This window comes from uncultured Capnocytophaga sp. (assembly GCF_938029845.1).
Lineage (GTDB): Bacteria > Bacteroidota > Bacteroidia > Flavobacteriales > Flavobacteriaceae > Capnocytophaga.
The window spans coordinates 49,571-67,833 of the sequence record NZ_CALHGG010000150.1 but is presented as its reverse complement, the minus strand read 5'-3'; the positions used below and the strand labels follow the sequence as shown (position 1 = coordinate 67,833).

At 39.3% G+C, this 18,263-nt stretch carries 32 protein-coding genes; all 32 read left to right on the top strand.

Features of this window, described 5'->3' with window-relative positions:
* Window positions 1-2: 2 nt before the first annotated feature.
* On the top strand, window positions 3-1,127 hold the full coding sequence (gene dcm / locus Q0625_RS11225; protein WP_298827258.1) for a DNA (cytosine-5-)-methyltransferase: 1,125 nt from the start codon (window positions 3-5) through the stop codon (window positions 1,125-1,127).
* Complete coding sequence (locus Q0625_RS11220) at window positions 1,124-1,303, top strand: hypothetical protein (RefSeq protein WP_298827255.1); 180 nt, start codon at window positions 1,124-1,126, stop codon at window positions 1,301-1,303. Before dcm ends, Q0625_RS11220 begins: the two co-directional genes overlap by 4 nt.
* Window positions 1,304-1,306: 3 nt before the next feature.
* Window positions 1,307-1,696 (top strand): YopX family protein, encoded by a 390-nt coding sequence (locus Q0625_RS11215; RefSeq protein WP_298827250.1) that lies wholly within the window; start codon window positions 1,307-1,309, stop codon window positions 1,694-1,696.
* Window positions 1,697-1,766: 70 nt separating this feature from the next.
* The gene (locus tag Q0625_RS11210) at window positions 1,767-1,955 is read left to right on the top strand and encodes a hypothetical protein (RefSeq protein WP_298827247.1); all 189 of its coding nucleotides are present in this window, start codon (window positions 1,767-1,769) and stop codon (window positions 1,953-1,955) included.
* On the top strand, window positions 1,952-2,203 hold the full coding sequence (locus Q0625_RS11205; RefSeq protein ID WP_002666558.1) for a hypothetical protein: 252 nt from the start codon (window positions 1,952-1,954) through the stop codon (window positions 2,201-2,203). Before Q0625_RS11210 ends, Q0625_RS11205 begins: the two co-directional genes overlap by 4 nt.
* A gap of 4 nt (window positions 2,204-2,207) precedes the next feature.
* Window positions 2,208-2,729, top strand: a complete 522-nt coding sequence (locus Q0625_RS11200) for a phage antirepressor N-terminal domain-containing protein (RefSeq protein ID WP_298827244.1) — start codon at window positions 2,208-2,210, stop codon at window positions 2,727-2,729.
* Window positions 2,730-2,854: 125 nt separating this feature from the next.
* The gene (locus Q0625_RS11195) at window positions 2,855-3,400 is read left to right on the top strand and encodes a hypothetical protein (RefSeq protein ID WP_298827241.1); all 546 of its coding nucleotides are present in this window, start codon (window positions 2,855-2,857) and stop codon (window positions 3,398-3,400) included.
* Window positions 3,390-3,734, top strand: coding sequence for a hypothetical protein (locus Q0625_RS11190; RefSeq protein ID WP_298827238.1), 345 nt, complete (start codon window positions 3,390-3,392; stop codon window positions 3,732-3,734). The genes Q0625_RS11195 and Q0625_RS11190 overlap by 11 nt, the downstream gene beginning before the upstream one ends.
* A 3-nt stretch (window positions 3,735-3,737) precedes the next feature.
* Entirely contained in the window at window positions 3,738-4,121 is a 384-nt protein-coding gene (locus Q0625_RS11185) for a protein-export chaperone SecB (protein WP_298827235.1), read from the top strand.
* Between the two features lie 193 nt (window positions 4,122-4,314).
* Window positions 4,315-4,650, top strand: coding sequence for a hypothetical protein (locus Q0625_RS11180; protein WP_298827232.1), 336 nt, complete (start codon window positions 4,315-4,317; stop codon window positions 4,648-4,650).
* A 4-nt stretch (window positions 4,651-4,654) separates the two neighbouring features.
* Complete coding sequence (locus tag Q0625_RS11175; RefSeq protein WP_298827229.1) at window positions 4,655-4,915, top strand: hypothetical protein; 261 nt, start codon at window positions 4,655-4,657, stop codon at window positions 4,913-4,915.
* Between the two features lie 224 nt (window positions 4,916-5,139).
* Window positions 5,140-5,538, top strand: coding sequence for a hypothetical protein (locus Q0625_RS11170; protein WP_297974787.1), 399 nt, complete (start codon window positions 5,140-5,142; stop codon window positions 5,536-5,538).
* A gap of 2 nt (window positions 5,539-5,540) precedes the next feature.
* On the top strand, window positions 5,541-5,876 hold the full coding sequence (locus Q0625_RS11165; protein ID WP_297974784.1) for a type II toxin-antitoxin system PemK/MazF family toxin: 336 nt from the start codon (window positions 5,541-5,543) through the stop codon (window positions 5,874-5,876).
* A 192-nt stretch (window positions 5,877-6,068) separates the two neighbouring features.
* Entirely contained in the window at window positions 6,069-7,238 is a 1,170-nt protein-coding gene (locus tag Q0625_RS11160) for a hypothetical protein (protein WP_298827225.1), read from the top strand.
* A 6-nt stretch (window positions 7,239-7,244) separates the two neighbouring features.
* The gene (locus Q0625_RS11155) at window positions 7,245-9,113 is read left to right on the top strand and encodes a hypothetical protein (RefSeq protein WP_298827222.1); all 1,869 of its coding nucleotides are present in this window, start codon (window positions 7,245-7,247) and stop codon (window positions 9,111-9,113) included.
* Complete coding sequence (locus tag Q0625_RS11150) at window positions 9,100-10,386, top strand: hypothetical protein (protein ID WP_298827219.1); 1,287 nt, start codon at window positions 9,100-9,102, stop codon at window positions 10,384-10,386. The genes Q0625_RS11155 and Q0625_RS11150 overlap by 14 nt, the downstream gene beginning before the upstream one ends.
* A gap of 17 nt (window positions 10,387-10,403) precedes the next feature.
* Entirely contained in the window at window positions 10,404-10,631 is a 228-nt protein-coding gene (locus Q0625_RS11145) for a hypothetical protein (RefSeq protein WP_297970870.1), read from the top strand.
* A gap of 1 nt (window position 10,632) precedes the next feature.
* The gene (locus Q0625_RS11140) at window positions 10,633-11,133 is read left to right on the top strand and encodes a hypothetical protein (protein WP_298827216.1); all 501 of its coding nucleotides are present in this window, start codon (window positions 10,633-10,635) and stop codon (window positions 11,131-11,133) included.
* A gap of 41 nt (window positions 11,134-11,174) precedes the next feature.
* On the top strand, window positions 11,175-11,723 hold the full coding sequence (locus Q0625_RS11135; protein WP_298827212.1) for a hypothetical protein: 549 nt from the start codon (window positions 11,175-11,177) through the stop codon (window positions 11,721-11,723).
* A 94-nt stretch (window positions 11,724-11,817) separates the two neighbouring features.
* Complete coding sequence (locus tag Q0625_RS11130; protein WP_298827209.1) at window positions 11,818-12,189, top strand: hypothetical protein; 372 nt, start codon at window positions 11,818-11,820, stop codon at window positions 12,187-12,189.
* Window positions 12,182-12,439, top strand: coding sequence for a hypothetical protein (locus tag Q0625_RS11125; protein WP_298827207.1), 258 nt, complete (start codon window positions 12,182-12,184; stop codon window positions 12,437-12,439). Before Q0625_RS11130 ends, Q0625_RS11125 begins: the two co-directional genes overlap by 8 nt.
* Window positions 12,436-13,230, top strand: coding sequence for a hypothetical protein (locus tag Q0625_RS11120; RefSeq protein WP_298827204.1), 795 nt, complete (start codon window positions 12,436-12,438; stop codon window positions 13,228-13,230). The genes Q0625_RS11125 and Q0625_RS11120 overlap by 4 nt, the downstream gene beginning before the upstream one ends.
* 13 nt (window positions 13,231-13,243) lie before the next feature.
* A complete protein-coding gene (locus tag Q0625_RS11115) occupies window positions 13,244-13,426 on the top strand; it encodes a hypothetical protein (RefSeq protein ID WP_297972408.1) in 183 nt (60 codons plus the stop codon).
* 1 nt (window position 13,427) lies between these two features.
* A complete protein-coding gene (locus Q0625_RS11110; protein ID WP_298827200.1) occupies window positions 13,428-13,952 on the top strand; it encodes a hypothetical protein in 525 nt (174 codons plus the stop codon).
* 12 nt (window positions 13,953-13,964) lie between these two features.
* Window positions 13,965-14,417 carry a hypothetical protein gene (locus Q0625_RS11105; protein WP_298827197.1) on the top strand — a complete coding sequence of 151 codons (453 nt, stop codon included), beginning with the start codon at window positions 13,965-13,967 and terminating at the stop codon, window positions 14,415-14,417.
* A 3-nt stretch (window positions 14,418-14,420) separates the two neighbouring features.
* A complete protein-coding gene (locus Q0625_RS11100) occupies window positions 14,421-14,936 on the top strand; it encodes a carboxypeptidase-like regulatory domain-containing protein (RefSeq protein ID WP_298827194.1) in 516 nt (171 codons plus the stop codon).
* Window positions 14,937-14,959: 23 nt separating this feature from the next.
* Window positions 14,960-15,484, top strand: a complete 525-nt coding sequence (locus Q0625_RS11095) for a hypothetical protein (RefSeq protein WP_298827191.1) — start codon at window positions 14,960-14,962, stop codon at window positions 15,482-15,484.
* Between the two features lie 15 nt (window positions 15,485-15,499).
* The gene (locus Q0625_RS11090) at window positions 15,500-15,754 is read left to right on the top strand and encodes a hypothetical protein (protein WP_298827189.1); all 255 of its coding nucleotides are present in this window, start codon (window positions 15,500-15,502) and stop codon (window positions 15,752-15,754) included.
* Window positions 15,751-16,260, top strand: coding sequence for a hypothetical protein (locus tag Q0625_RS11085; RefSeq protein ID WP_298827186.1), 510 nt, complete (start codon window positions 15,751-15,753; stop codon window positions 16,258-16,260). The genes Q0625_RS11090 and Q0625_RS11085 overlap by 4 nt, the downstream gene beginning before the upstream one ends.
* A gap of 9 nt (window positions 16,261-16,269) precedes the next feature.
* Window positions 16,270-16,788, top strand: a complete 519-nt coding sequence (locus Q0625_RS11080; protein WP_298827182.1) for a hypothetical protein — start codon at window positions 16,270-16,272, stop codon at window positions 16,786-16,788.
* Between the two features lie 16 nt (window positions 16,789-16,804).
* Window positions 16,805-17,695, top strand: coding sequence for a hypothetical protein (locus Q0625_RS11075; protein WP_298827180.1), 891 nt, complete (start codon window positions 16,805-16,807; stop codon window positions 17,693-17,695).
* A 17-nt stretch (window positions 17,696-17,712) separates the two neighbouring features.
* Window positions 17,713-18,219, top strand: a complete 507-nt coding sequence (locus tag Q0625_RS11070) for a hypothetical protein (protein ID WP_298827177.1) — start codon at window positions 17,713-17,715, stop codon at window positions 18,217-18,219.
* Window positions 18,220-18,263: the final 44 nt, after the last annotated feature.

Sequence of the window (18,263 nt, the reverse complement as noted above, 5' to 3'; positions counted from 1 at the left end):
GTATGAAAATTATTGACCTTTTTAGCGGAATTGGGGGCTTTGCTCTGGGCTTTCAGAAGGCAGGTTACCAATTCACAGAGCACTATTTTAGTGAGATCGACAAAAACGCTATTGCTAACTATAAATACAATTTTCCAAATGCAAAAAACCTCGGAGATATTACCGCTATTCAGTCCGCAGATATTGCAGGAGCAGACATTATCACATTCGGATCGCCTTGCCAAGATTTCAGCCTTGCTGGAAAGCGCGCTGGACTTAAAGGAAACAAAAGTAGCCTTATCGCACAGGCAATTGCCCTCATTGCTCACGTCCGACCAAGTATTTTTATCTGGGAAAATGTTAAAGGAACATTCTCCTCAAATGCTGGCGCAGACTTTTGGGCAATTCTCCAAGAATTTGCCAACATTGGGGGTTATAGACTTGAATTTCAATTGCTTAATACAAAGTGGCTTTTACCCCAGAATAGAGAGCGGATTTACCTTATCGGACATCTTAGAGAAAAAAGTGTCCCAGGAGTATTTCCTATCGGAGAGAATGATAAATTACCTAAGGGAAAGACAAGGAAAGAAAATAGGAAAAGTACAAGTATCAAAACTTCACTTGCACGAACAATAACTGCCCGCTACTCCAAGATGGGGAGCAATGATACTTATATAATCCCCAAAGTTGCAGCCACACTCACAGGTGGAGGACACTCAGGAGGATTGCACTCAGATATGACTATTATACAGATAAACCCTTCTACTGAATCCAATGGCAGGCAGCCCTATCAACAAAATAGAGTTTTTGACGAAAAAGGAATAAGCCCCGCTCTAACAAGACACAATTCTGACTTTATTATAAAGCAACGTTCGCAAGGTAAAAATAAAGGTGCAAACCTCAAAATCTGCCCTACTATATCGAGTAATGCTTTTCAAGAAAATAACTTACTTGATGGAGTACGTAGATTGACAGAAATAGAATGTGAACGCCTACAAGGGTTCCCCGACAACTGGACACAATATGGCGATTACAACGGCACAATAAAACCTATTTCTAAGACACAACGCTATAAGCTCATAGGTAATGCCGTAACCGTTGATATAGTAACAATGATTGCTAAACGATTAAAATTTATAGAACAATGAAAAAAAAAGATAAAGAAATTTACTTTAAGAGAGGCGATAAAGTAAGAATAATCAATCTGAATAAGGAAGGTATAATTATTAGTATTGCTTACATTAGTTATGAATCTCTAAGTTACAATGTGGAAGTTTGTGGATCTACAGTTGTAGTAAATATAAACAATTTAGAAAAAATATAGAATATGAAAACCATAAAATTCCGTGCTAAAACCAAAAAAGGAGCGTGGATATATAACTTAGCTCCTTTAGTTCCTGTCTCTGTCTTTGATATTGCAGAGATTGATAGGGACACCCTCACCCAGTTCACAGGCCTACATGACTGCCATGGGGCCGAGATCTACGAGGGGGATTTTCTGAAAGTCAATCTATCTGAGGGGTACAAAATGCGCTTGGTATGCTACAACGAGGACGTAATGGGCTTTTGCTTGGCTCATTTGGAGGATTGGAGCGACCCTTTTCTATACAATCTATATCAGTTCTCTTTCAGTTGGTGGGAGCGTTTTAAGAATGATATTGAGATCATTGGCAATAGGTACGATAACCCCGAAATATTTAACCAATATACTAAGTAAAGATGAGTTTAACAAGAATATATCCCTTTACCTTGAGGCGCACCGCTTTTGTTGTAAAAATGGGTATCGTGTGAGTGCCGAAGCTATAGGGTACAGAATCCCCTTTGTAAGGATTGTAGTTTCGGAGCCAGGAAGGGAGGAAATCAAAGGATCAAAAACCTATACACAGGAGGAAGCTCAGCTAAAAATTTATGAGATTTGTTTGCATATCTATCAGAAAATGACTAACTTGCACGCTCAAAACAACAAAACTAAATGAAAATTCTCAAACCCATAAAAACCAAAAAGGATCTCTTCTCCCTGTACCTCTCCCAGTACAGTGAGAAGAACATACGCGCCTATATCAACGATATTATCCAGCAGTACAGACCCAAAGCCAATGCCTACTGTAAGAACGTAAGCCGTCAGGAGTTCCTGACCTTTGTTGAACTCTACGGCTTGCCCAATGGCTACACCCTCTCGGAGGAACTCCAAAACGAGATAAAGACAAGAAACCTAAAAGTGTAAATCAATGAAACAAGAATATTTTTTATCATTCAATGGAAAGGCTATCTATTTTAAAGAAAATCAAAATGAATATTGGATAGCTATCAAGCCTATATGTGAAGCACTAAATGTTGATTACATCAGAGCTTACAAAAACCTTACAAAAGACGAATTACTTTCTCAACTATTGTCTGAACAGACAATGGTTGGTGCAGATGACAAGAAAAGAAAAATGGTTTGCCTTCCTGAAAAATTTATTTATGGTTGGATTTTTTCCTTGCGGTCAAAATCGGAAGAGCTAAAGCAATATCGTATTAAGTGTTATGATATTCTATTCAATTACTTTAATGGAGCTATTATAGGAAGAAAGAAAATACTGAAAAATCAATCGGATACTCTCTTAGAGATAAATCGGATAGAAAAAGAATTACAAAAAAATGATAACTATCTAAGAATGTTAGAACTAAAGCAAGAAAACAAAAGACTTGGGAGATTACTTAAAACAATAGATAAGAAAGCTATTGCCGAAGACCCTTCCTTATTCTAATAACTATTAACCCCTATTGCAATAGCTATTAACAACTATTGCGCTTTGGTACAGTTTTTGTATTGTGATATGGAAAATAATTTGTATCTTTGTCCCCAAAATATAATAGCTTTGTTTGATCAAATATGAAAAAAGTGGTGTTACATCATACTTGTAGCCGAGAAAATGGAGAGGATTTTGTAAGAGAAAACGCTCCTTTTTTGGCTAAGGATAACCCACAAAATAGAAAATATCAATTCTTAGGTACTGGATATTATCTTTGGGAAGATGATATAGAACAAGCAAAGCACTGGGGAGAAGTTCATTATAAAAACTCTTTCTTTGTTGTGGAGTTTGAATGTGATATAGAAGAGGTAGATATTTTAAACTTAAATGAAAGAGATGGGCAGAAAGCGCTTTTTGAAATGATAAAAAATATACAAACAGAGTTTGGTGTAAATCTGAGGAAATTACCTTTAAGTAAGATCTTTGAGGTAATATACAGAAGCAAAATCACTTTTAACTACAAAACAATAAAGGTCAAAGATGAGTTTTCTTCAAGAAAAAGACAAGAAGCATTTAAATTTACCTCAGTTAAAGACAATTTTACCTACTTAGGAGGTGTTTATTTTTACTTTTTTAAAAATAAAATAGATTTTGGTTCAAGAAAAATATACAGTTATGACACATAATAATCATTTACAGGCTTTCAAAGAAAGTTTAAAAAATATAGACAGAGAAGAATTTTTAAAACTTCTTGTAGATATAGAAGCTGAGCCACAAGATGAAAATGAGCTAACTGTAGGCGAATTTTTGGACTTGATGAAGGGAAAAATTTGCTTTTCTGATACAGTTATTACAAATAATACAGCTTCTAAACCTGTCTTTTTCAATAATTCAAATTCAATACTTTTAGCAGATAACTTTCCTAATGCTAAGGCTATTACTTGTGCCCAAGAAGTAAATTATACTTATAACTACAATAATACACAAGTAGAATTTAAAAATACTATAAAAGCAGCGTAAATTATGAAGCGACAACCCAAAATATCTTTAGAAGGAACTTTTGTACAAAACCTTTCCTTTAAGCGTAAGCATAGTGATGAACCTATATTAGAGACAAAAATTGCTATTTCTCCCTATGTAAATTTTGATGAAGAGCAAGACAAGAAGTATATGGTTATGTTTGATGGAAAATTTGAAAATAGTTTGTTTGATTTGAGCTTACAATTTGTAACTATTTTTAGTACAGAAGAAACTATTGATGAAGAATTTAAGACCTCTGAACTTGTAAGAGTAAATTCTTTAGCCATAGCATTTCCCTTTGTGCGCTCTTTTATCTCTACATTTTCTATCAATGCGGGTATCCCTCCTTTTATACTACCTGCTTACAACTTTTCAGAAGAAGAATAAATCATTCATACACAATATTTTACAAAAACTTTCACCCCTCACGTGAAAGTTTTTTTGTTTTTCCCTTGTTTATTCCAAAATTAGTTGTACCTTTGCATCGTTCCAACAAGAGCAACACTTGTTTAAAGTTGCAAATATATTTTTTACGATATATCCGTGAAGGTGTCGTATAGCAGTAATGCTATACAAACAAATGCGTAAGCTCTTGTTGGAACAACACCCACTCACGGATACCTTATTTTTATATACTATGTTCCAACAAGAAACCAACCCCGCTGTGGTGAATAATAGTAGCCCCAGCACTTACTGTTTTGACGTGGAAGCGGTCAATGAGTTCTTCACAAAGGAAATCAGCGTACCTGAATTTACCCGCTATATGCGTATGCTGATCTACGAAACTACCCGCCTGCACTTGCGCTATTGCGAAATAGCCTCCGGAGAGCTTTCCGATGATGTACTACTGGCATACGATCACCTCAATAGCCTTTCTGAGGTGCTTAATCCCTATTTCACTAACTCTAAATTGTAAAGCTATGGACTTGAGAACATTATATTTTGTAGGACAACGTGTGTTTTTTGCACAATTGGGAGTAATAGAAGAAGTTGAGATAAAGGAAATATACCTCACAGTATCTGATCGAGGAGGAATAGATCATTTTGAAACCCGTTATTTGGTTAGAGATAAGTATTTTGCAGCCTTTAATGTTGATGAAAAAGAGCTTTTTTCCTCCAAGGAAGAACTTCTAAACGCCTTAGCAGGTGATGAATTTGTTGTTGTACCTTTAAAAAACTAAACGATGAAGACAGTAAAATACTATCACTTAGATATAGCTGGAGAGCTGCGATATACTGAAACTCGTTATTACCTCTTTGGCTGGCTCATCTATACCTTTTGGTATAGGAACATATAAACTCAGGCAATTTTTTTTTGAATTTTTTCCTCCTCCGCACCGAATACGCGGGGGAGGTTTTTTATTTGGTATAATTTTTGTACCTTTGCTCCTCAAAAAGGAAAGCTATGATTCTTACACTAAAGAATAATTTTTTTGATGTTTTTGGAGCTATCAGTAATTTTTCTCTTCGTGATTTTACTTGGAACACCTATATCAGATATGCTATTCCACAGATTAAAAATTCAATTGAGATCCTAAAGAGATCCGAGAAACAACGAAAGGAACTCACTACAGAAGAACTTCAAATGGAGATTGCTTTTGCCCAAGAGCTTCTTTCCCACCTTCTGAAGATTGAAATACTCCTACAAGAGATAGATGAAGACGAATTTAAGCCTGTAGCACTGCATTTTATAAAGGCACTCAAGCGTTACCAACTATCTTTAGAGGACGAATTAGAAAACAAGGTTTTCTTCTATAATGCTCGTATTAATCAATCACGTATCATCGCTAAATATTTGGACTAACTATGAAATACCAACAAGGAGATATTGTAGAGGTCAATTTTTTCTTACCTAATGGAGAATTTAAACCACACCCTGCTTTGATTATTTCCAATAATCATCTTCAAGAAATAGAAGAGGGGTGTATTTACTTGGTACTGATTTCGTCCAAGAACTACAATGAAGAATTTAGTTACCCGCTCTCTGATGAGATGTTGAGCTTTAAGCTGTCAAAACAAAGCTATGTAAAGAGTCATATCCTTTCAGGGAATACTACAAGGGATATTGTCCGTAAAATGGGGTATATAAAGAAACCTTATTTTGAGGAAATAAGAAAAAAGGTAATAGAATCTATTTTTTGATTTTTATAATACAATAAAAGCCGCTTACATAAGCGGCTTTTTTTATGTCTTCTCCTTAGTGTATTAACAACACATTAACGCAAAGATTACCCAAGACTTCCCTATCCTGCCCGAAAGTGCCTAATCCTGCCTTTTTCCTTGAGGGCTGTTTTATCTTTGTGGCTCAAAAATTAAGTAACACTAAAATCATTTATGTATGCTTCCCTAAACAATGTTCATTATCGCGAGGTGCGCTCGGATTATCCCTCGGATATATTCCCCAAAGCAGCTTGTAAGCGAACCGAATTAGGGGACGGCGATACGTTCTTTTCGGTGAAACAGATTGTAATTGCTATTGACACCTATTACACTCAGTGCCGCAGAATTGCGAAGCTCCTCAAGGGGGACACCTTACAGGCTACTTGTAGGAATATACATCAGTTTCTTTATCATCATTTCCAATATAAGGCCGATAGCGAGGAACAGCAATTACGCTCCCCCGCTTGCTCCTGGGCACAACGCTTTATAGGGATTGACTGCAAGAGCTATACCATATTGGCAGGAGCAATTATCAAGGCTTTAGGATATAACAGCTATGTACGGCAGATCAAGCAGCCTTACAGCTCTTACCCCGACCAATATACTCATGTATATCTGATTGTGCCTATTTCTCAAAAGGACAATGATTTGCGTAAAGGCTATTATGTGATTGACGGAACAGTATCCACCACACGTGAGGCCATATATTCCGAAAAAGCAGATGAAATAGTAACAGCTATGAAACATATAGGACTTAACGGCGCACAGAATGCGCTATATGACTTTAGACGATCCAAGGGACTCGGAGACCGAGCCGACGGAAATGCTGCTGCTGGTAGCACAACAGGGACAGGAAAATCCTATTCAGATACAAGAACAAAACGGATTGTAGACGGAGTAAAAGAGGGCGCCAATGACCTCTTAGACCTTGCCAGAATAGGAAAACAAGGTTATGATATTTTCAATGGAAACAATAATCGCCCTAATCCTGTGCCAGGTACTTCCCCTTCTGTAGATAATACCAATATCAAACTTGAGTATGAAAGGAAGTTGGCGGAGCTGCAAGAACTAAGAAAAAGGAATGCTGCAGACGCTCAGATACAGCAAGCACAAGCCGAGATGAAAGCGCTACAGGATAACCTACGCAGGCAGCAGGAACAAATAGAACGAGAACGGGAAGATGTCCGTAGGCAACAAAATCAACAAAACCAAAATCCTAATCCTTATTACCTTCAACAGTCTAACCCTAATGGGAAATCCAAGGACAATACGATGATCTATGTTATAGGAGGAGTAGCTGTAGTAGGTATTTTGGTAGTAGTAATGATGATGAACAAAAAGTAAAACCCTATGAAAGGAGCTTATCTTATTCCTGATACCTCAGAGGAGGGAAAGTTACAAGGGCCTATCGGAGCCGCTGAGATTACGAACACGAATTATGACCCAGTAATCAACATGACTTATGAGGAATACGAAAGCAACCTGCAAAAACACGCACAGCTTTCCCTCTCGGTTCATGAGAAACTTTCGGGGGTTATACTAGGACTTATAGCTATGGGGGCTCTTTCCAATGCTTGGAACCCTGTTGGCTGGATATTGGCGGGCGTGGCAGCAATTATAGGATTGGCCTCTCATATAGGACTTTTCAAGGATAAAGCCGCTTGGGACGGAGAGCGAACAGGCAAGGCCTGGGACAAGATCAGCCACTATTACGAGGCAAGTGTCCTAGGACAGCGTACAGGCAAGGTGGAGAATGGCAAACCTGTGTTCTCAGGAGGATTAGCCACTATGGCTTCGGCTACAGCTATCCAAGACGAATTGGTACAGACAATTATCAATAGTGCACTCAAGGGGCTTACGATCTATGAGGCTTTCTTTGCCAAAGAAGCAGCTGAAAGCTGGAAAAGTGATACCAGTAAAAAGAATACAGAACAGTTAGCTCGGCTTACAAGAGACCTAAAAAACAACTTCTTAGGCAAGATAAAGAGTTACGAAAGGGTTTATGATATTACTTGGACAAAGATAAATGTTTCCTTGGCTGATGGCATTTTTGATGAAGATTATCTTAGTATGGGTCTAGGACCTGAACCTATAGGCCTAGGAAGAGACCGAAGAAAGGACATTACCTTTGAACTTTATGCCATACAATTCAAGCGTAAGAAAGAATTTATAGGGGCAGGGCTTACCTTTTCTGATTTCAATGACGCTGCAAGCCCTAAAGCTACGTTCTTTGAAAAAGAATTTGCCGATGAGAAAGGCCGTAAGGAGATGTTCAAGTTTGGAGAAACGATTATAAAAACATTAGCCTTAGAGGGCTATCTCACCTCTGACGAAGCGGATTATTACAATGCCATGAACTGGTTGAACTCCGCTGACGCTTATGACAAGGCCGCTTACCTACACAACTGGGACACTCCTTGGAACCCTAAGATAACGAGTAAGACAGAAGAGAATTTTGTAAACAGTCAGTGCTTGAATATGAGTTTGGTGATGGGTGCTTTTCTTAGGAAGGAACACCCTTATCACAATGCCAAGCCACAAGATCTAATCAAGTTGCTTAAAGCGGCCAAAAGCCGCCACGATAAGTATAACACACGTGGTAGAGGTTCGGTAGCCCCTGATTGTCAGCAACTATTGCGTACCAATCCTAAAGTGATAGAGGCTTTTAAGGCTATGGGTATGAATATCAATGACTATGACGATAATTTCAACTACCTCAAAAGGGAGTTGTTCCCTTCGCCTACGGATCCTAACGGGCAATCTCCCTCTCAATTCTCACAGAATGGAGGTTTGATAAACCCCAATGGCTATACTAATGAGTATCCTTATAGTCCTTATACACCTGCCCCCGCAAGGCCCCAAGGAGGACAAGTTCTTAAACCAAGTGCACCAAGCCAGCCGACACCCACAGTGCCGAACCAAGGAAAAAGCCAGCCGACACCCACAGTGCCGAACCAAGGAAAAAGCCAGCAGACACCTACAGTGCCGAACCAAGGAAAAAGCCAGCCGACACCCACAGTGCCGAACCAAGCAAAAAGCCAGCCGACACCTACAGTGCCAAACCAAGGAAAAAGTCAATTGGCTCCGACAGCACCTACACAGCCTGCTGTGCAAGAGAAGAAATCTAAAAAGAAAAGCCTTTGGTGGATTTGGCTCTTAGTGGCAGGGGCAGGCCTGTATGTAATTAACGAAAACGATAAGAAAAATGGCAAACATTAATATAGAATTTCAAGGAGATTTTCAGTACCTTAAGTACGAATTTACCCCACGGCTAAAAGAGTTAATCAAGAATGTACATACCGCGATGAACTCTTATAACAATGCCTTTTTCTTGCAGTGTCAGAAGTTTGGTGACTTGCAGGCTATTGCACGAGAAGCTCAGCAAACAGGCAAGCTCCCCCCTGCGGTGGAACAAGCTATGATCAAGGCCGATGCTTTTAAGCCTATAGCAGAAACCATATTGCTCAAAAAGGTAGCCAACCAAATAAGTTCTTTTGCTTTTTTCAACGGTTATTACTGGGGAATCCTCTTTGATAGACAAGGGTCAAACTCCTACACAAGGGGCTTTGTAGATGCCAAAAACACACGTAGTTACTTAGGACATGCTTTGCTCTATGCGCTACTGTATCCCTTCCTACATAGGATTCAGAAAGGGAGACTTTACGCCTATGGTAGTCGTCCTGAGTTCGTTGATTTCTATGGAGCTAAACCCTTTACAGGAAATAACAGTCTTATGATTGCTCCTATGAAGTTTGCCAAGAAAATCAAGCTGGATAACAGCAGCCCTATTCGTTTTCCACGAATAGAGACATGTGTGTATTATAGGGGAAAAACAAAAGACGAAGCATTGGTACAACAGGGAGTGGGAAAGGACAATCCTTACCAAACTCGCCAAGAGCGATTAGGAGAAATATTTTCACACTATTTCGTTCTAAATGGGCAACAGATAGCAGCCAATCAGCCTCTAAAACGAACAGGAGCAGCCCAAAATTACTTTTTCTTTTCCAAAAAGGATTTTTATACACTCTCTGAAGAATGTGTTATAGCAAGGCTTTGGAATTTCTTTGCTAAGCCTTTGGTGATGAATGGTTGGACTGTGAATGTCCCTGCCAGTGTGGATAAGAGCGTAAAGCAATCGCCCGTATGTGATTATTTTGGGCGTAACAAGCTGCTTACCACTCAGGGGAGCTTTCAAGAACGATTAGGCCGTTTTGCCTATCCAAAGACCGCTCTGTTACAACTACCTGTGATTACCGAAGAGGAAATACGCGAAGGTCTTAAACTATTGGAGCCTCTCAACAAGGCTGTCAATAATGTGTTTCAAGTTACACAAAGCGATTTGGGAATCCTATCAGGCGATAGCCGAGTGTTCAATGCCTTAGTACAGAAGACACGTTATTACGAACAGAAAGCACCTACCAATCACTTAGATATTGCCCCTTGGATAGATAAGTTTTCAGATGTGAAGATCAAAAAATTACCTGTTTTATAACTAAAAAAATAGAAACTATGCACCCATGTATGCCTCGTTCCACACCGCAAAAACGAGTAGAACAAGTAGAACTACCCGCCGTAAAAGACACTCCCCAAGTGATATACATAAGAGAAGTGCCTATAAGTGATAACAACAACTTAACCGAAAAACAAACAACAGATAACAAATTAAAATGGTGGCATGTAGGCCTTGCTTTTGTAGCAGGTTATTGTCTTGCCTCCTCTAATACTAAAAAGGTTTGATATGAATTTTAAGAAACCCAAAACAGAGAATCTGACAGGAGCCCTTGTCATGGGAGGTTCCGCAGTGGCTGGAGCAGCGGCCTCTAACCTGCTCGTGGCAGAGCTTACAAAGAAACCTTCTGCCGATAGCAAAAAGGACGAAACCAAGCGTAAATTGGTCAAAGGAGGTGCTGTAGCAGTGGCTCTGGTAGGACTTGCTTGTGTAGACGGAAATGATACGGCTGCTACAGCTGTACGTGGTGCCTTAATTGGTATGGCAGGAGCGCAGGGAATAGCCTTAGCGCGTGAGTTTACCGATACCAGCAAGGCTGGAGACACCGTAAAACATGCCCTTGGCCTTGGTTGCCCTTGCCAAGAAACGGAAGGACTTGGCGAACCTGAATGGTTTGACTATACCCCAGTCTATGAGGATAGCTACTACACTCCTTATGAGGAGATCGTAGAAGAAAAACAAGCCCGTAATCCGCTTACAGGTTTCACCCCAAGAGAAACCTATGTATAAGCCCTAATGAAGTATTAATTTTAAATTTAAAATTTTAAACAATGGACAACAGACAAGTTCAGTTAGAACGTTCCAATCACGTTCTTACCGCAATGGGGGTAGATACCCGCAATGCAAAAGTAATGGATAGAACTCAGTACCTCACCTTTGACGGAAAAGGGAAAAGTTCTGTGGTATTGCTCATTGATAGCAATACCAAAAAGCTCGTGGGAGAAACCTCCTTTGACGCAAACAAACTCAATAAGGGACGCTATTTCGTTATTGATGGCATTCGTGTACTCACTGAGGATACAGCAACCTCTTTGCAAGAAGCTAAGTGGAAAAGCGAAGCCCATGCGGCTATCTTGAACTCCGAAATCAAGATTGCGCAGGACGAAGATTTGCTAATCCTTCCTGTTTCTGATTTAGTGTATGCACAAAATGGTTCAGGCGAAGATAACGGTTTCCGCAGCATTGCTTCCGCTCCTGTAATTGTTCCTGAAAAAGAAATCAACATCTCTTGGCAATTCCCTCAAGGGGCTAGTGTGCCTGCAACACAAACCCAATTTGTACGTATAGAATTGCGTGGGTTTGAGTTCTTTACGAACTAATTTTTTTCTCTTAATAATTATCAATGTCAAAGCCTTGCCCTTGTAAGGCAGGGCTTTTTTGATAATTTGTTTTTAACTTGACAAAAGAAAGATCATGCACACCAAAGAAGAAGTATATAACATAAAAATCCCTGTAGGCCAAACGGGCAACAATGTTTTTTTCACTCCTGTAGCAGGGCGTGTGATTGGCTTGCTCCTATATCACAACAAGGGAGAAGACTTTGTGGCCAATGTAGGAGTAAAAGCCGATGACGGAACTTACATTTCCAAAATGCAACACATCAAGAACTATCGTTCCCGTGAGAGTTGTTACTTTACAGGTTGTAAGCCAGTGGATTTCGAAACACAAGGCAAAACTTACACCTTAGAGATTATCGCAGATGAGCCTGTTACTGGCAAAGATTTCAAAGGACAGCTCATACTGATCTACGAAGACACACGCTTTAATACTTGTGAAAATGCGTAAAACCAAATGGATTACCCAAAAAATTTTCTCCGATACGGCCTTTCTGCTGAAAGGAGTTACCTCACTTACGCTGTACAATGCAGCCAATAGTAAGGTGTCTTTCAGAGAAAGGACATTGGAGAAAGGAGATTACTACCAGTTTGACGGAGACGGCACGGCTACCGATATAGACTTTGAGATTACCTTTGAGGACGGACATGGAGAAGCTATTTTGGACTATCGTGCCCTGCAAAAATGTAACATAGAATGAAACAAGAACTCATTGATATTATTAACAGATTCAAAAGCTCCCCCAGTGTCCTACTCACGGTGATCAATCAGGAAACTGGGCAGCCCTTAGTACGTTCCATATCAGCGGCACGTATGGAAGAGCAATATGGTAGTGTAGAGGCGTTCTTCAATGGCTTACTTGGCCAGGGGATTCGTCAGATCATTGTGGAGGAAAGGCGCAAGCTAGGCAATACAACTCGTAGTTTTTCTACGCCTAAGAGTTTCACCCTTAGCCCCAAGGAGGAAGTGCAAGCACAAGAAGAGGTTGCCGCTCCTACGCCTATAGTTGCCCCTGCTCCTATGGTTGCCACCACTCCTATACAACAAGGCCTTATGGGTATGCCTGGGTTAGGATTCCCTCAGATCATGGACTTACATGTACGAGCACATGACCAAGCCCGATTGGAAACGGAGAATAAGTTTCTGAAAGAGAAAAACGAAAGATTAGAACAAGAAATGGCCTCGCTCAAGGAAGAACGCTTAGCGGACAAGTTTAGCGAAGCCAAAGCTAAGGGTAATAATGAAATGCTCTTGGGGATTGTGCAAAACCTACCTGCTCTTTGGGGCTTGTTCAAGGGTGCTCCCTCGGCAGGCCTACAAGGGGCCGAAGGAGAGATCCCCCAACTACCCGAAGGAAAGACAGCGCTTTTTCAAGCCTTCGCCCAAACCTCTGCTGAGGTGGACGCCTTTATGCTCAAGGTATTACACCTAATTTTTGAAAAGCAAGAGTTCTATAAGGAACTCAGCGAATTAGTCAGTAAGCAATCCTAAAAACTGAATAAAAATGGACATTACAATAAAAATTAACAGTACCAATCCGATAGACGCACAAGCGCGCCAAACCAAGCTACAAGCCATAGCACTTTTGGACGATAAGACATTAGCACTTTTCCATGAGATCGCTACCAACGAAAAATTTCGTAAAAAGTTCGTAGCCAATGAGAAACTCCTAAGAAAATTCGTATAACATGCCACGAAAGAAACAAACACCTCTTAGTGGGGTAGCAGCTACCGTAGCGGCTACTTCTGTAGGAAAATACTTAGACAAGCACCCTGAAGCAATAGAATACGCAGGGCGCAAGGCAAGAACAGCCGTCAATGTAGGACTTATCATCTTTGGGGTGAGTGTTTTAGGCATTGGTGGGACTTTGTTCTATAACCTTTATTGGAAACATCGTTTTAGGAAAATGTCCTATGATCCTAATCAAAAGCCTGCTTCTATCAGTGCGGGGCTTGCCAAAAGTAAAGCAGAAACACTCTATCGCGCCATGCATGGTATGGGAGCCAACTATACCCATGTATATAATGCCCTTAGAGGTATGGGACACAACAACTATGTGGCTATATATAACGCTTTTGGCAAGCGTACCCCCGCCACCAGTTTTTCCATGGGGAATAAAAATGATATGGATTTAAGCCAATGGTTACAAGATCAGTTCAGTGGGGAAAAATTGGCTTCCCTCAGAGCACAAGTAGGTAACGCCTTTTTCTAAAAACAAACAACTATGAAAAAAGAATACATACTATGGGGAATATGTGGTGCTGGAGTACTTAGCGTTATTGTGGCGTTATTACTCAAGAAAAATAAAGAATCAGAGGTACCCAATGGCAAATATGGGAAGTACTATAACGGAATATCCGAGCAGGAGTACAAGGCTCTTATCGCTGATTTTGCCAATAACAGAGAGCTGGTTTCGCAGTACGCTCAAGACTTGCATAATGCTATGAAGGACGCAGGAACTGATTTTAATAAGATTCTTGAGGTAATGAGCAATTTAGACGAGGTACAAATGAAGATTGTGTATGACCGCTTTGGTAGGCGTGCCTATTACAATCGCCTTTTTGGAAAAATTGCTACAGAAAAAGGCAAAATGCTTAATCTAAAAGAATGGTTCAAAGAAGAGTTGAGCGAAGACCAATACAAACAGATAAGAGACCGATACCCTAAACTCTTTTAAGCTATGGAAACAGAAAAACGATATATTATAGGTCGGGTTACCGATGAGCACAACGAACCTATTTTGGGTGTCAATATCCTCATCAAAGGCACTACAAAAGGTACTACAACAGATGTCAATGGTAATTACAAAATCAATGCACCTATAGGTAGTCAATTAGTTTTCTCTTTTATAGGTAGGGAGACCAAAATATCTCCTCCTATACAAAAAGATACAGCTGCTTTCAATGTAGTTTTAAAAGAAATTGCCGAAGAACTTGATGAAGTTGTTGTAACACCTCCCAAAAATAACAAAACAATAAAAGAAACACCAAAAAAGGAAGAAAAAGAAAATCAAGAAAACCCAATAAGGAGGTTTTATAATCCACAAACTATAGTAACTAAGAAAAAAAGCTATAATGATACGCTCAAAACTTCAAAATTACTGCTTGTAGGTGGCGCTTCATTACTTTTTGGGTTACTCCTTTTTTCCTTAGATAACTCACAATATAAAAAGAGTGTAAAAAAGGTAGCTATATAAAATAACCAATAAATAGAGAAAAGATGATAGGTATTCCTTTCAAAATGATTTGTAACTGTAATAATAGTAGTGGGAGTAGTAATCCAAATCCTACTCCAAAACAAAAGTTTTCCGCTAATTTTGGGTTTGTTGCTCGGCTTGAACCTAAATCAATAGGGGGAGTTGTTGCATATACACAAGTACTAATCAAAAACATATCTCTTGACGGAGAAACAAAAGAGATAGAAATAGAGTTGCCTTATGGACACGCAGGATTATCAGGTGTTAAAGCTCTCTATATTATGTGTGATAAATTAGGGGTTACAACAAAAGAAAATGCGCGAAAGTCTCCTACAGTCCATGTCAATCGAACTGATATGACACAACAAACGACCTTAGATAACTTGATATATGCTCAAGGAGCACCACTTAAATATGGTGGTTTAAGGATAGAGCCTCAGGGAGAATGGATATTTGAGTATGACGAAACCAGCAGTGGAGATTATGAAAGTAAACCTACCTCTATTAAATATAAATTTACAGGAGATACCTCTCTATTATATTTCTAAAAACTAAACAATTCTATGATGTTAGAAAGTATTTTAACCCTGCTCTCTACCTTGGTAGGTGGGGGTGTCTTGGGAATGCTCTTTGAGCGAAAAAAACGTAAAGTAGAAACAGACGCTATTGAAGCCGAGGTTGTAGATAGAATACAAATTATCTATAAGAAATTCCTTGAAGATTACAACCAAAAAATTACAGATCTTCTCAATGAAAACGAGAAATTGAAAGAGAAAATCAAAAAATTAGAAGAACGTATTAATGAGCTATCCAAATGAAGAATTTTATATTATCCTTTCTATTGGTTTTCCTTGTATTGGGCTGCAAATCGGTTACACAGACAAACAAAAATTATGAAAAAACGCAACTAATATCTACTGATAGTGTATTTGTAGAGCATTATTACGATTTTCATGATACAATCTTTGTACAAGTACCCTCTATCTCAACCATGAATAAAGAATGTGATAGCCTTTGCCAAAAGGAAGTAAGCAGACTATTACAAATTATAAAAACGCATAAGGTACAAGGCTCACAATCACAAGGAATTTACTATGATAACTATAAAAATAGTTTAGTAATATACCAAAATACACCTCCTTTACAAAATATTTATAGAGATAAAAAGCAAGATTTGTCCAATATAAAGGAAACAGAGCATATAAAGATAGTAAAGGAGACCTATATTCCTAAGTTTGTAAAATTTCTATCATGTATAGGAGCATTTTCTATTCTATTAGGGGGCGTCTTAGGGATTAGAAAACTAAAAAATAAATGGTTATAACATTAGTATATGAAAACAAAAGCAATTATCGTTATAATGGGAATCTGTGCGATAGGTGTTGCTATCTATGGAATAGCAAAAGCGAAGACAGAACAAGCCAAACGATTGTTTGAAAAGGTAATGTTTTCCTTTCATCAGTACAAAGACGCAGGGGCTAAGCTCCTACAGAACAAAATATGGCTACTCTTAGACTTTGCCCTGACCAACCCTACAGCGGAAGACTTCTATATCAATACCAATGGGTCAATACAACTCAAGGTTATGCGGGTATATCTCAAGGGCGTTCCTATTGGCTATGCTTCTCTTCCTAATTTTTATCAGTTAGACTTACGAGCGGGCGCCACAGCTATTCTAGAAAATGTTTATATAGAAATTAGTGCTTTTTCGGTAGCCAGTGAGATTTGGGACATGGTAAAGGAGAACAAAAAAGACTGGGCTAAGTATATGAGCCTTATTAACAAACTCTCTTTTGAAATAGATATTGACGCCTTTGGACAAATATACACCCTAAAACAATCTTTTTCATAACATAAAACCAGTATCAATGAAAACTTTCAGAACTGAAGAATACAAAAATAGCCCTCTCTACCAAAACAATCCTGGTAACCTACCTAACAAGGGTGAAGACTGGGGAGGAAAAGTACCTAAAACACACAGAATTGGTAATGCTAAGTATGAAGAGTTTATAGCAGTAGAGTATGGGTTACGTGCCTTGATGATCAATATACGTACGATCATGGAAAAGGGCGGAAAAAACACCATAGCCGATTTTGCGCGTCGCTTTTATCCAGCAGCAAGTACTAAGAAAGTCGCGTTGTATGAAAGCACCCTAACCAAGGCTTTTGGAATAGATAACCACAAAAGAATTACCGCATTCACCAAAGATTTTTATATAAAAATGGCTAAGATTGTAGCTACTATAGAAATGGGTGCTGCGGAAAGCCGAATTCCTGCGGACGCTTATGATACAGCTTATGCTTATATGGGAATAAACATGACAAGCGGAGGTAATCCAGTATTGCCTGCTCCTGCTAAGCCTATTATCCCTCTGCCAGCCAAGCCTAGTACGCCCGCTCCTACTAAACCTAGTACGCCTACTCCTACTAATCCTAGTACACCCGCTCCTACTAAACCTAGTACGCCTGCGCCTACTAATCCTAGTATGCCTGCACCTACAAAACCCAGTACGCCTGCGCCTACAAAACCTAGTACGCCCGCACCTACAAAGCCTTCCAACCCCACCCCTAATAATGGAAGCAATACCAACACAGGAGGTGGCACCTCTAACTTGAACCAAGGTGGCTATACTCCTGCTCCGTCTGAAAATGGAAATGCTACTAATTGGCTCCTATGGGGTGGCTTAGCTGTTGCCTTGGGTACAGGAGGATACTTGATCTATAGCTACTATGCTAAACCCAAAGGAAAGAAAAAATAACTTTTAAAACTGACATTATGACTGATTTAAGAAAAGCTCCTACAGATATCAGAGGAATCAAGAATAACAATCCTGGAAATATCCGTATAGGAGAAACAGCCTGGCAAGGAAAGGTACCACTTTCTCAGAATACGGACAGAAATAGTAAAACTGGTAAAATGGAGTTTGAACAATTTATTTCTGTGGAATATGGCCTACGCGCCTTAATGAAAAATGCTTATACCTGGATCAAAAGAGGTGATAATACCATTAGAAAACTCATTTCACGGTGGGCACCTCCCAGTGATAATAATCCTACAGAAAGTTATATTGCTTATGTTTCTAAGCAAACAGGGCTCCCCGCTGAACAGCCTTTTAAAGCGTTGGATAAGGACTTTTTTATTAAGTTAGCCAAAGCAATAGCTGAAAAAGAGAATTATCCTCATATAGCCAAGAAATTTATTCCCTACAGCGCTTACGAGGAAGCCTATAGGCTTATGGGAAGCACTTCTTACAGCCCTCCAATCGAAAAAAAAAACGTATAGGCCTCTTGAGTTTTGCCCTTTTAGCAGGGGCGAGCTTTTGCCTT

Bases quoted from the DNA above. Each gene is read 5' to 3' on its own strand.
- dcm (WP_298827258.1), top strand. From the start codon at position 3: ATGAAAATTATTGACCTTTTTAGCGGAATTGGGGGCTTTGCTCTGGGC.
- Q0625_RS11220 (WP_298827255.1), top strand. From the start codon at position 1,124: ATGAAAAAAAAAGATAAAGAAATTTACTTTAAGAGAGGCGATAAAGTA.
- Q0625_RS11215 (WP_298827250.1), top strand. From the start codon at position 1,307: ATGAAAACCATAAAATTCCGTGCTAAAACCAAAAAAGGAGCGTGGATA.
- Q0625_RS11205 (WP_002666558.1), top strand. From the start codon at position 1,952: ATGAAAATTCTCAAACCCATAAAAACCAAAAAGGATCTCTTCTCCCTG.
- Q0625_RS11200 (WP_298827244.1), top strand. From the start codon at position 2,208: ATGAAACAAGAATATTTTTTATCATTCAATGGAAAGGCTATCTATTTT.
- Q0625_RS11195 (WP_298827241.1), top strand. From the start codon at position 2,855: ATGAAAAAAGTGGTGTTACATCATACTTGTAGCCGAGAAAATGGAGAG.
- Q0625_RS11190 (WP_298827238.1), top strand. From the start codon at position 3,390: ATGACACATAATAATCATTTACAGGCTTTCAAAGAAAGTTTAAAAAAT.
- Q0625_RS11185 (WP_298827235.1), top strand. From the start codon at position 3,738: ATGAAGCGACAACCCAAAATATCTTTAGAAGGAACTTTTGTACAAAAC.
- Q0625_RS11180 (WP_298827232.1), top strand. From the start codon at position 4,315: ATGCGTAAGCTCTTGTTGGAACAACACCCACTCACGGATACCTTATTT.
- Q0625_RS11175 (WP_298827229.1), top strand. From the start codon at position 4,655: ATGGACTTGAGAACATTATATTTTGTAGGACAACGTGTGTTTTTTGCA.
- Q0625_RS11170 (WP_297974787.1), top strand. From the start codon at position 5,140: ATGATTCTTACACTAAAGAATAATTTTTTTGATGTTTTTGGAGCTATC.
- Q0625_RS11165 (WP_297974784.1), top strand. From the start codon at position 5,541: ATGAAATACCAACAAGGAGATATTGTAGAGGTCAATTTTTTCTTACCT.
- Q0625_RS11160 (WP_298827225.1), top strand. From the start codon at position 6,069: ATGTATGCTTCCCTAAACAATGTTCATTATCGCGAGGTGCGCTCGGAT.
- Q0625_RS11155 (WP_298827222.1), top strand. From the start codon at position 7,245: ATGAAAGGAGCTTATCTTATTCCTGATACCTCAGAGGAGGGAAAGTTA.
- Q0625_RS11150 (WP_298827219.1), top strand. From the start codon at position 9,100: ATGGCAAACATTAATATAGAATTTCAAGGAGATTTTCAGTACCTTAAG.
- Q0625_RS11145 (WP_297970870.1), top strand. From the start codon at position 10,404: ATGCACCCATGTATGCCTCGTTCCACACCGCAAAAACGAGTAGAACAA.
- Q0625_RS11140 (WP_298827216.1), top strand. From the start codon at position 10,633: ATGAATTTTAAGAAACCCAAAACAGAGAATCTGACAGGAGCCCTTGTC.
- Q0625_RS11135 (WP_298827212.1), top strand. From the start codon at position 11,175: ATGGACAACAGACAAGTTCAGTTAGAACGTTCCAATCACGTTCTTACC.
- Q0625_RS11130 (WP_298827209.1), top strand. From the start codon at position 11,818: ATGCACACCAAAGAAGAAGTATATAACATAAAAATCCCTGTAGGCCAA.
- Q0625_RS11125 (WP_298827207.1), top strand. From the start codon at position 12,182: ATGCGTAAAACCAAATGGATTACCCAAAAAATTTTCTCCGATACGGCC.
- Q0625_RS11120 (WP_298827204.1), top strand. From the start codon at position 12,436: ATGAAACAAGAACTCATTGATATTATTAACAGATTCAAAAGCTCCCCC.
- Q0625_RS11115 (WP_297972408.1), top strand. From the start codon at position 13,244: ATGGACATTACAATAAAAATTAACAGTACCAATCCGATAGACGCACAA.
- Q0625_RS11110 (WP_298827200.1), top strand. From the start codon at position 13,428: ATGCCACGAAAGAAACAAACACCTCTTAGTGGGGTAGCAGCTACCGTA.
- Q0625_RS11105 (WP_298827197.1), top strand. From the start codon at position 13,965: ATGAAAAAAGAATACATACTATGGGGAATATGTGGTGCTGGAGTACTT.
- Q0625_RS11100 (WP_298827194.1), top strand. From the start codon at position 14,421: ATGGAAACAGAAAAACGATATATTATAGGTCGGGTTACCGATGAGCAC.
- Q0625_RS11095 (WP_298827191.1), top strand. From the start codon at position 14,960: ATGATAGGTATTCCTTTCAAAATGATTTGTAACTGTAATAATAGTAGT.
- Q0625_RS11090 (WP_298827189.1), top strand. From the start codon at position 15,500: ATGATGTTAGAAAGTATTTTAACCCTGCTCTCTACCTTGGTAGGTGGG.
- Q0625_RS11085 (WP_298827186.1), top strand. From the start codon at position 15,751: ATGAAGAATTTTATATTATCCTTTCTATTGGTTTTCCTTGTATTGGGC.
- Q0625_RS11080 (WP_298827182.1), top strand. From the start codon at position 16,270: ATGAAAACAAAAGCAATTATCGTTATAATGGGAATCTGTGCGATAGGT.
- Q0625_RS11075 (WP_298827180.1), top strand. From the start codon at position 16,805: ATGAAAACTTTCAGAACTGAAGAATACAAAAATAGCCCTCTCTACCAA.
- Q0625_RS11070 (WP_298827177.1), top strand. From the start codon at position 17,713: ATGACTGATTTAAGAAAAGCTCCTACAGATATCAGAGGAATCAAGAAT.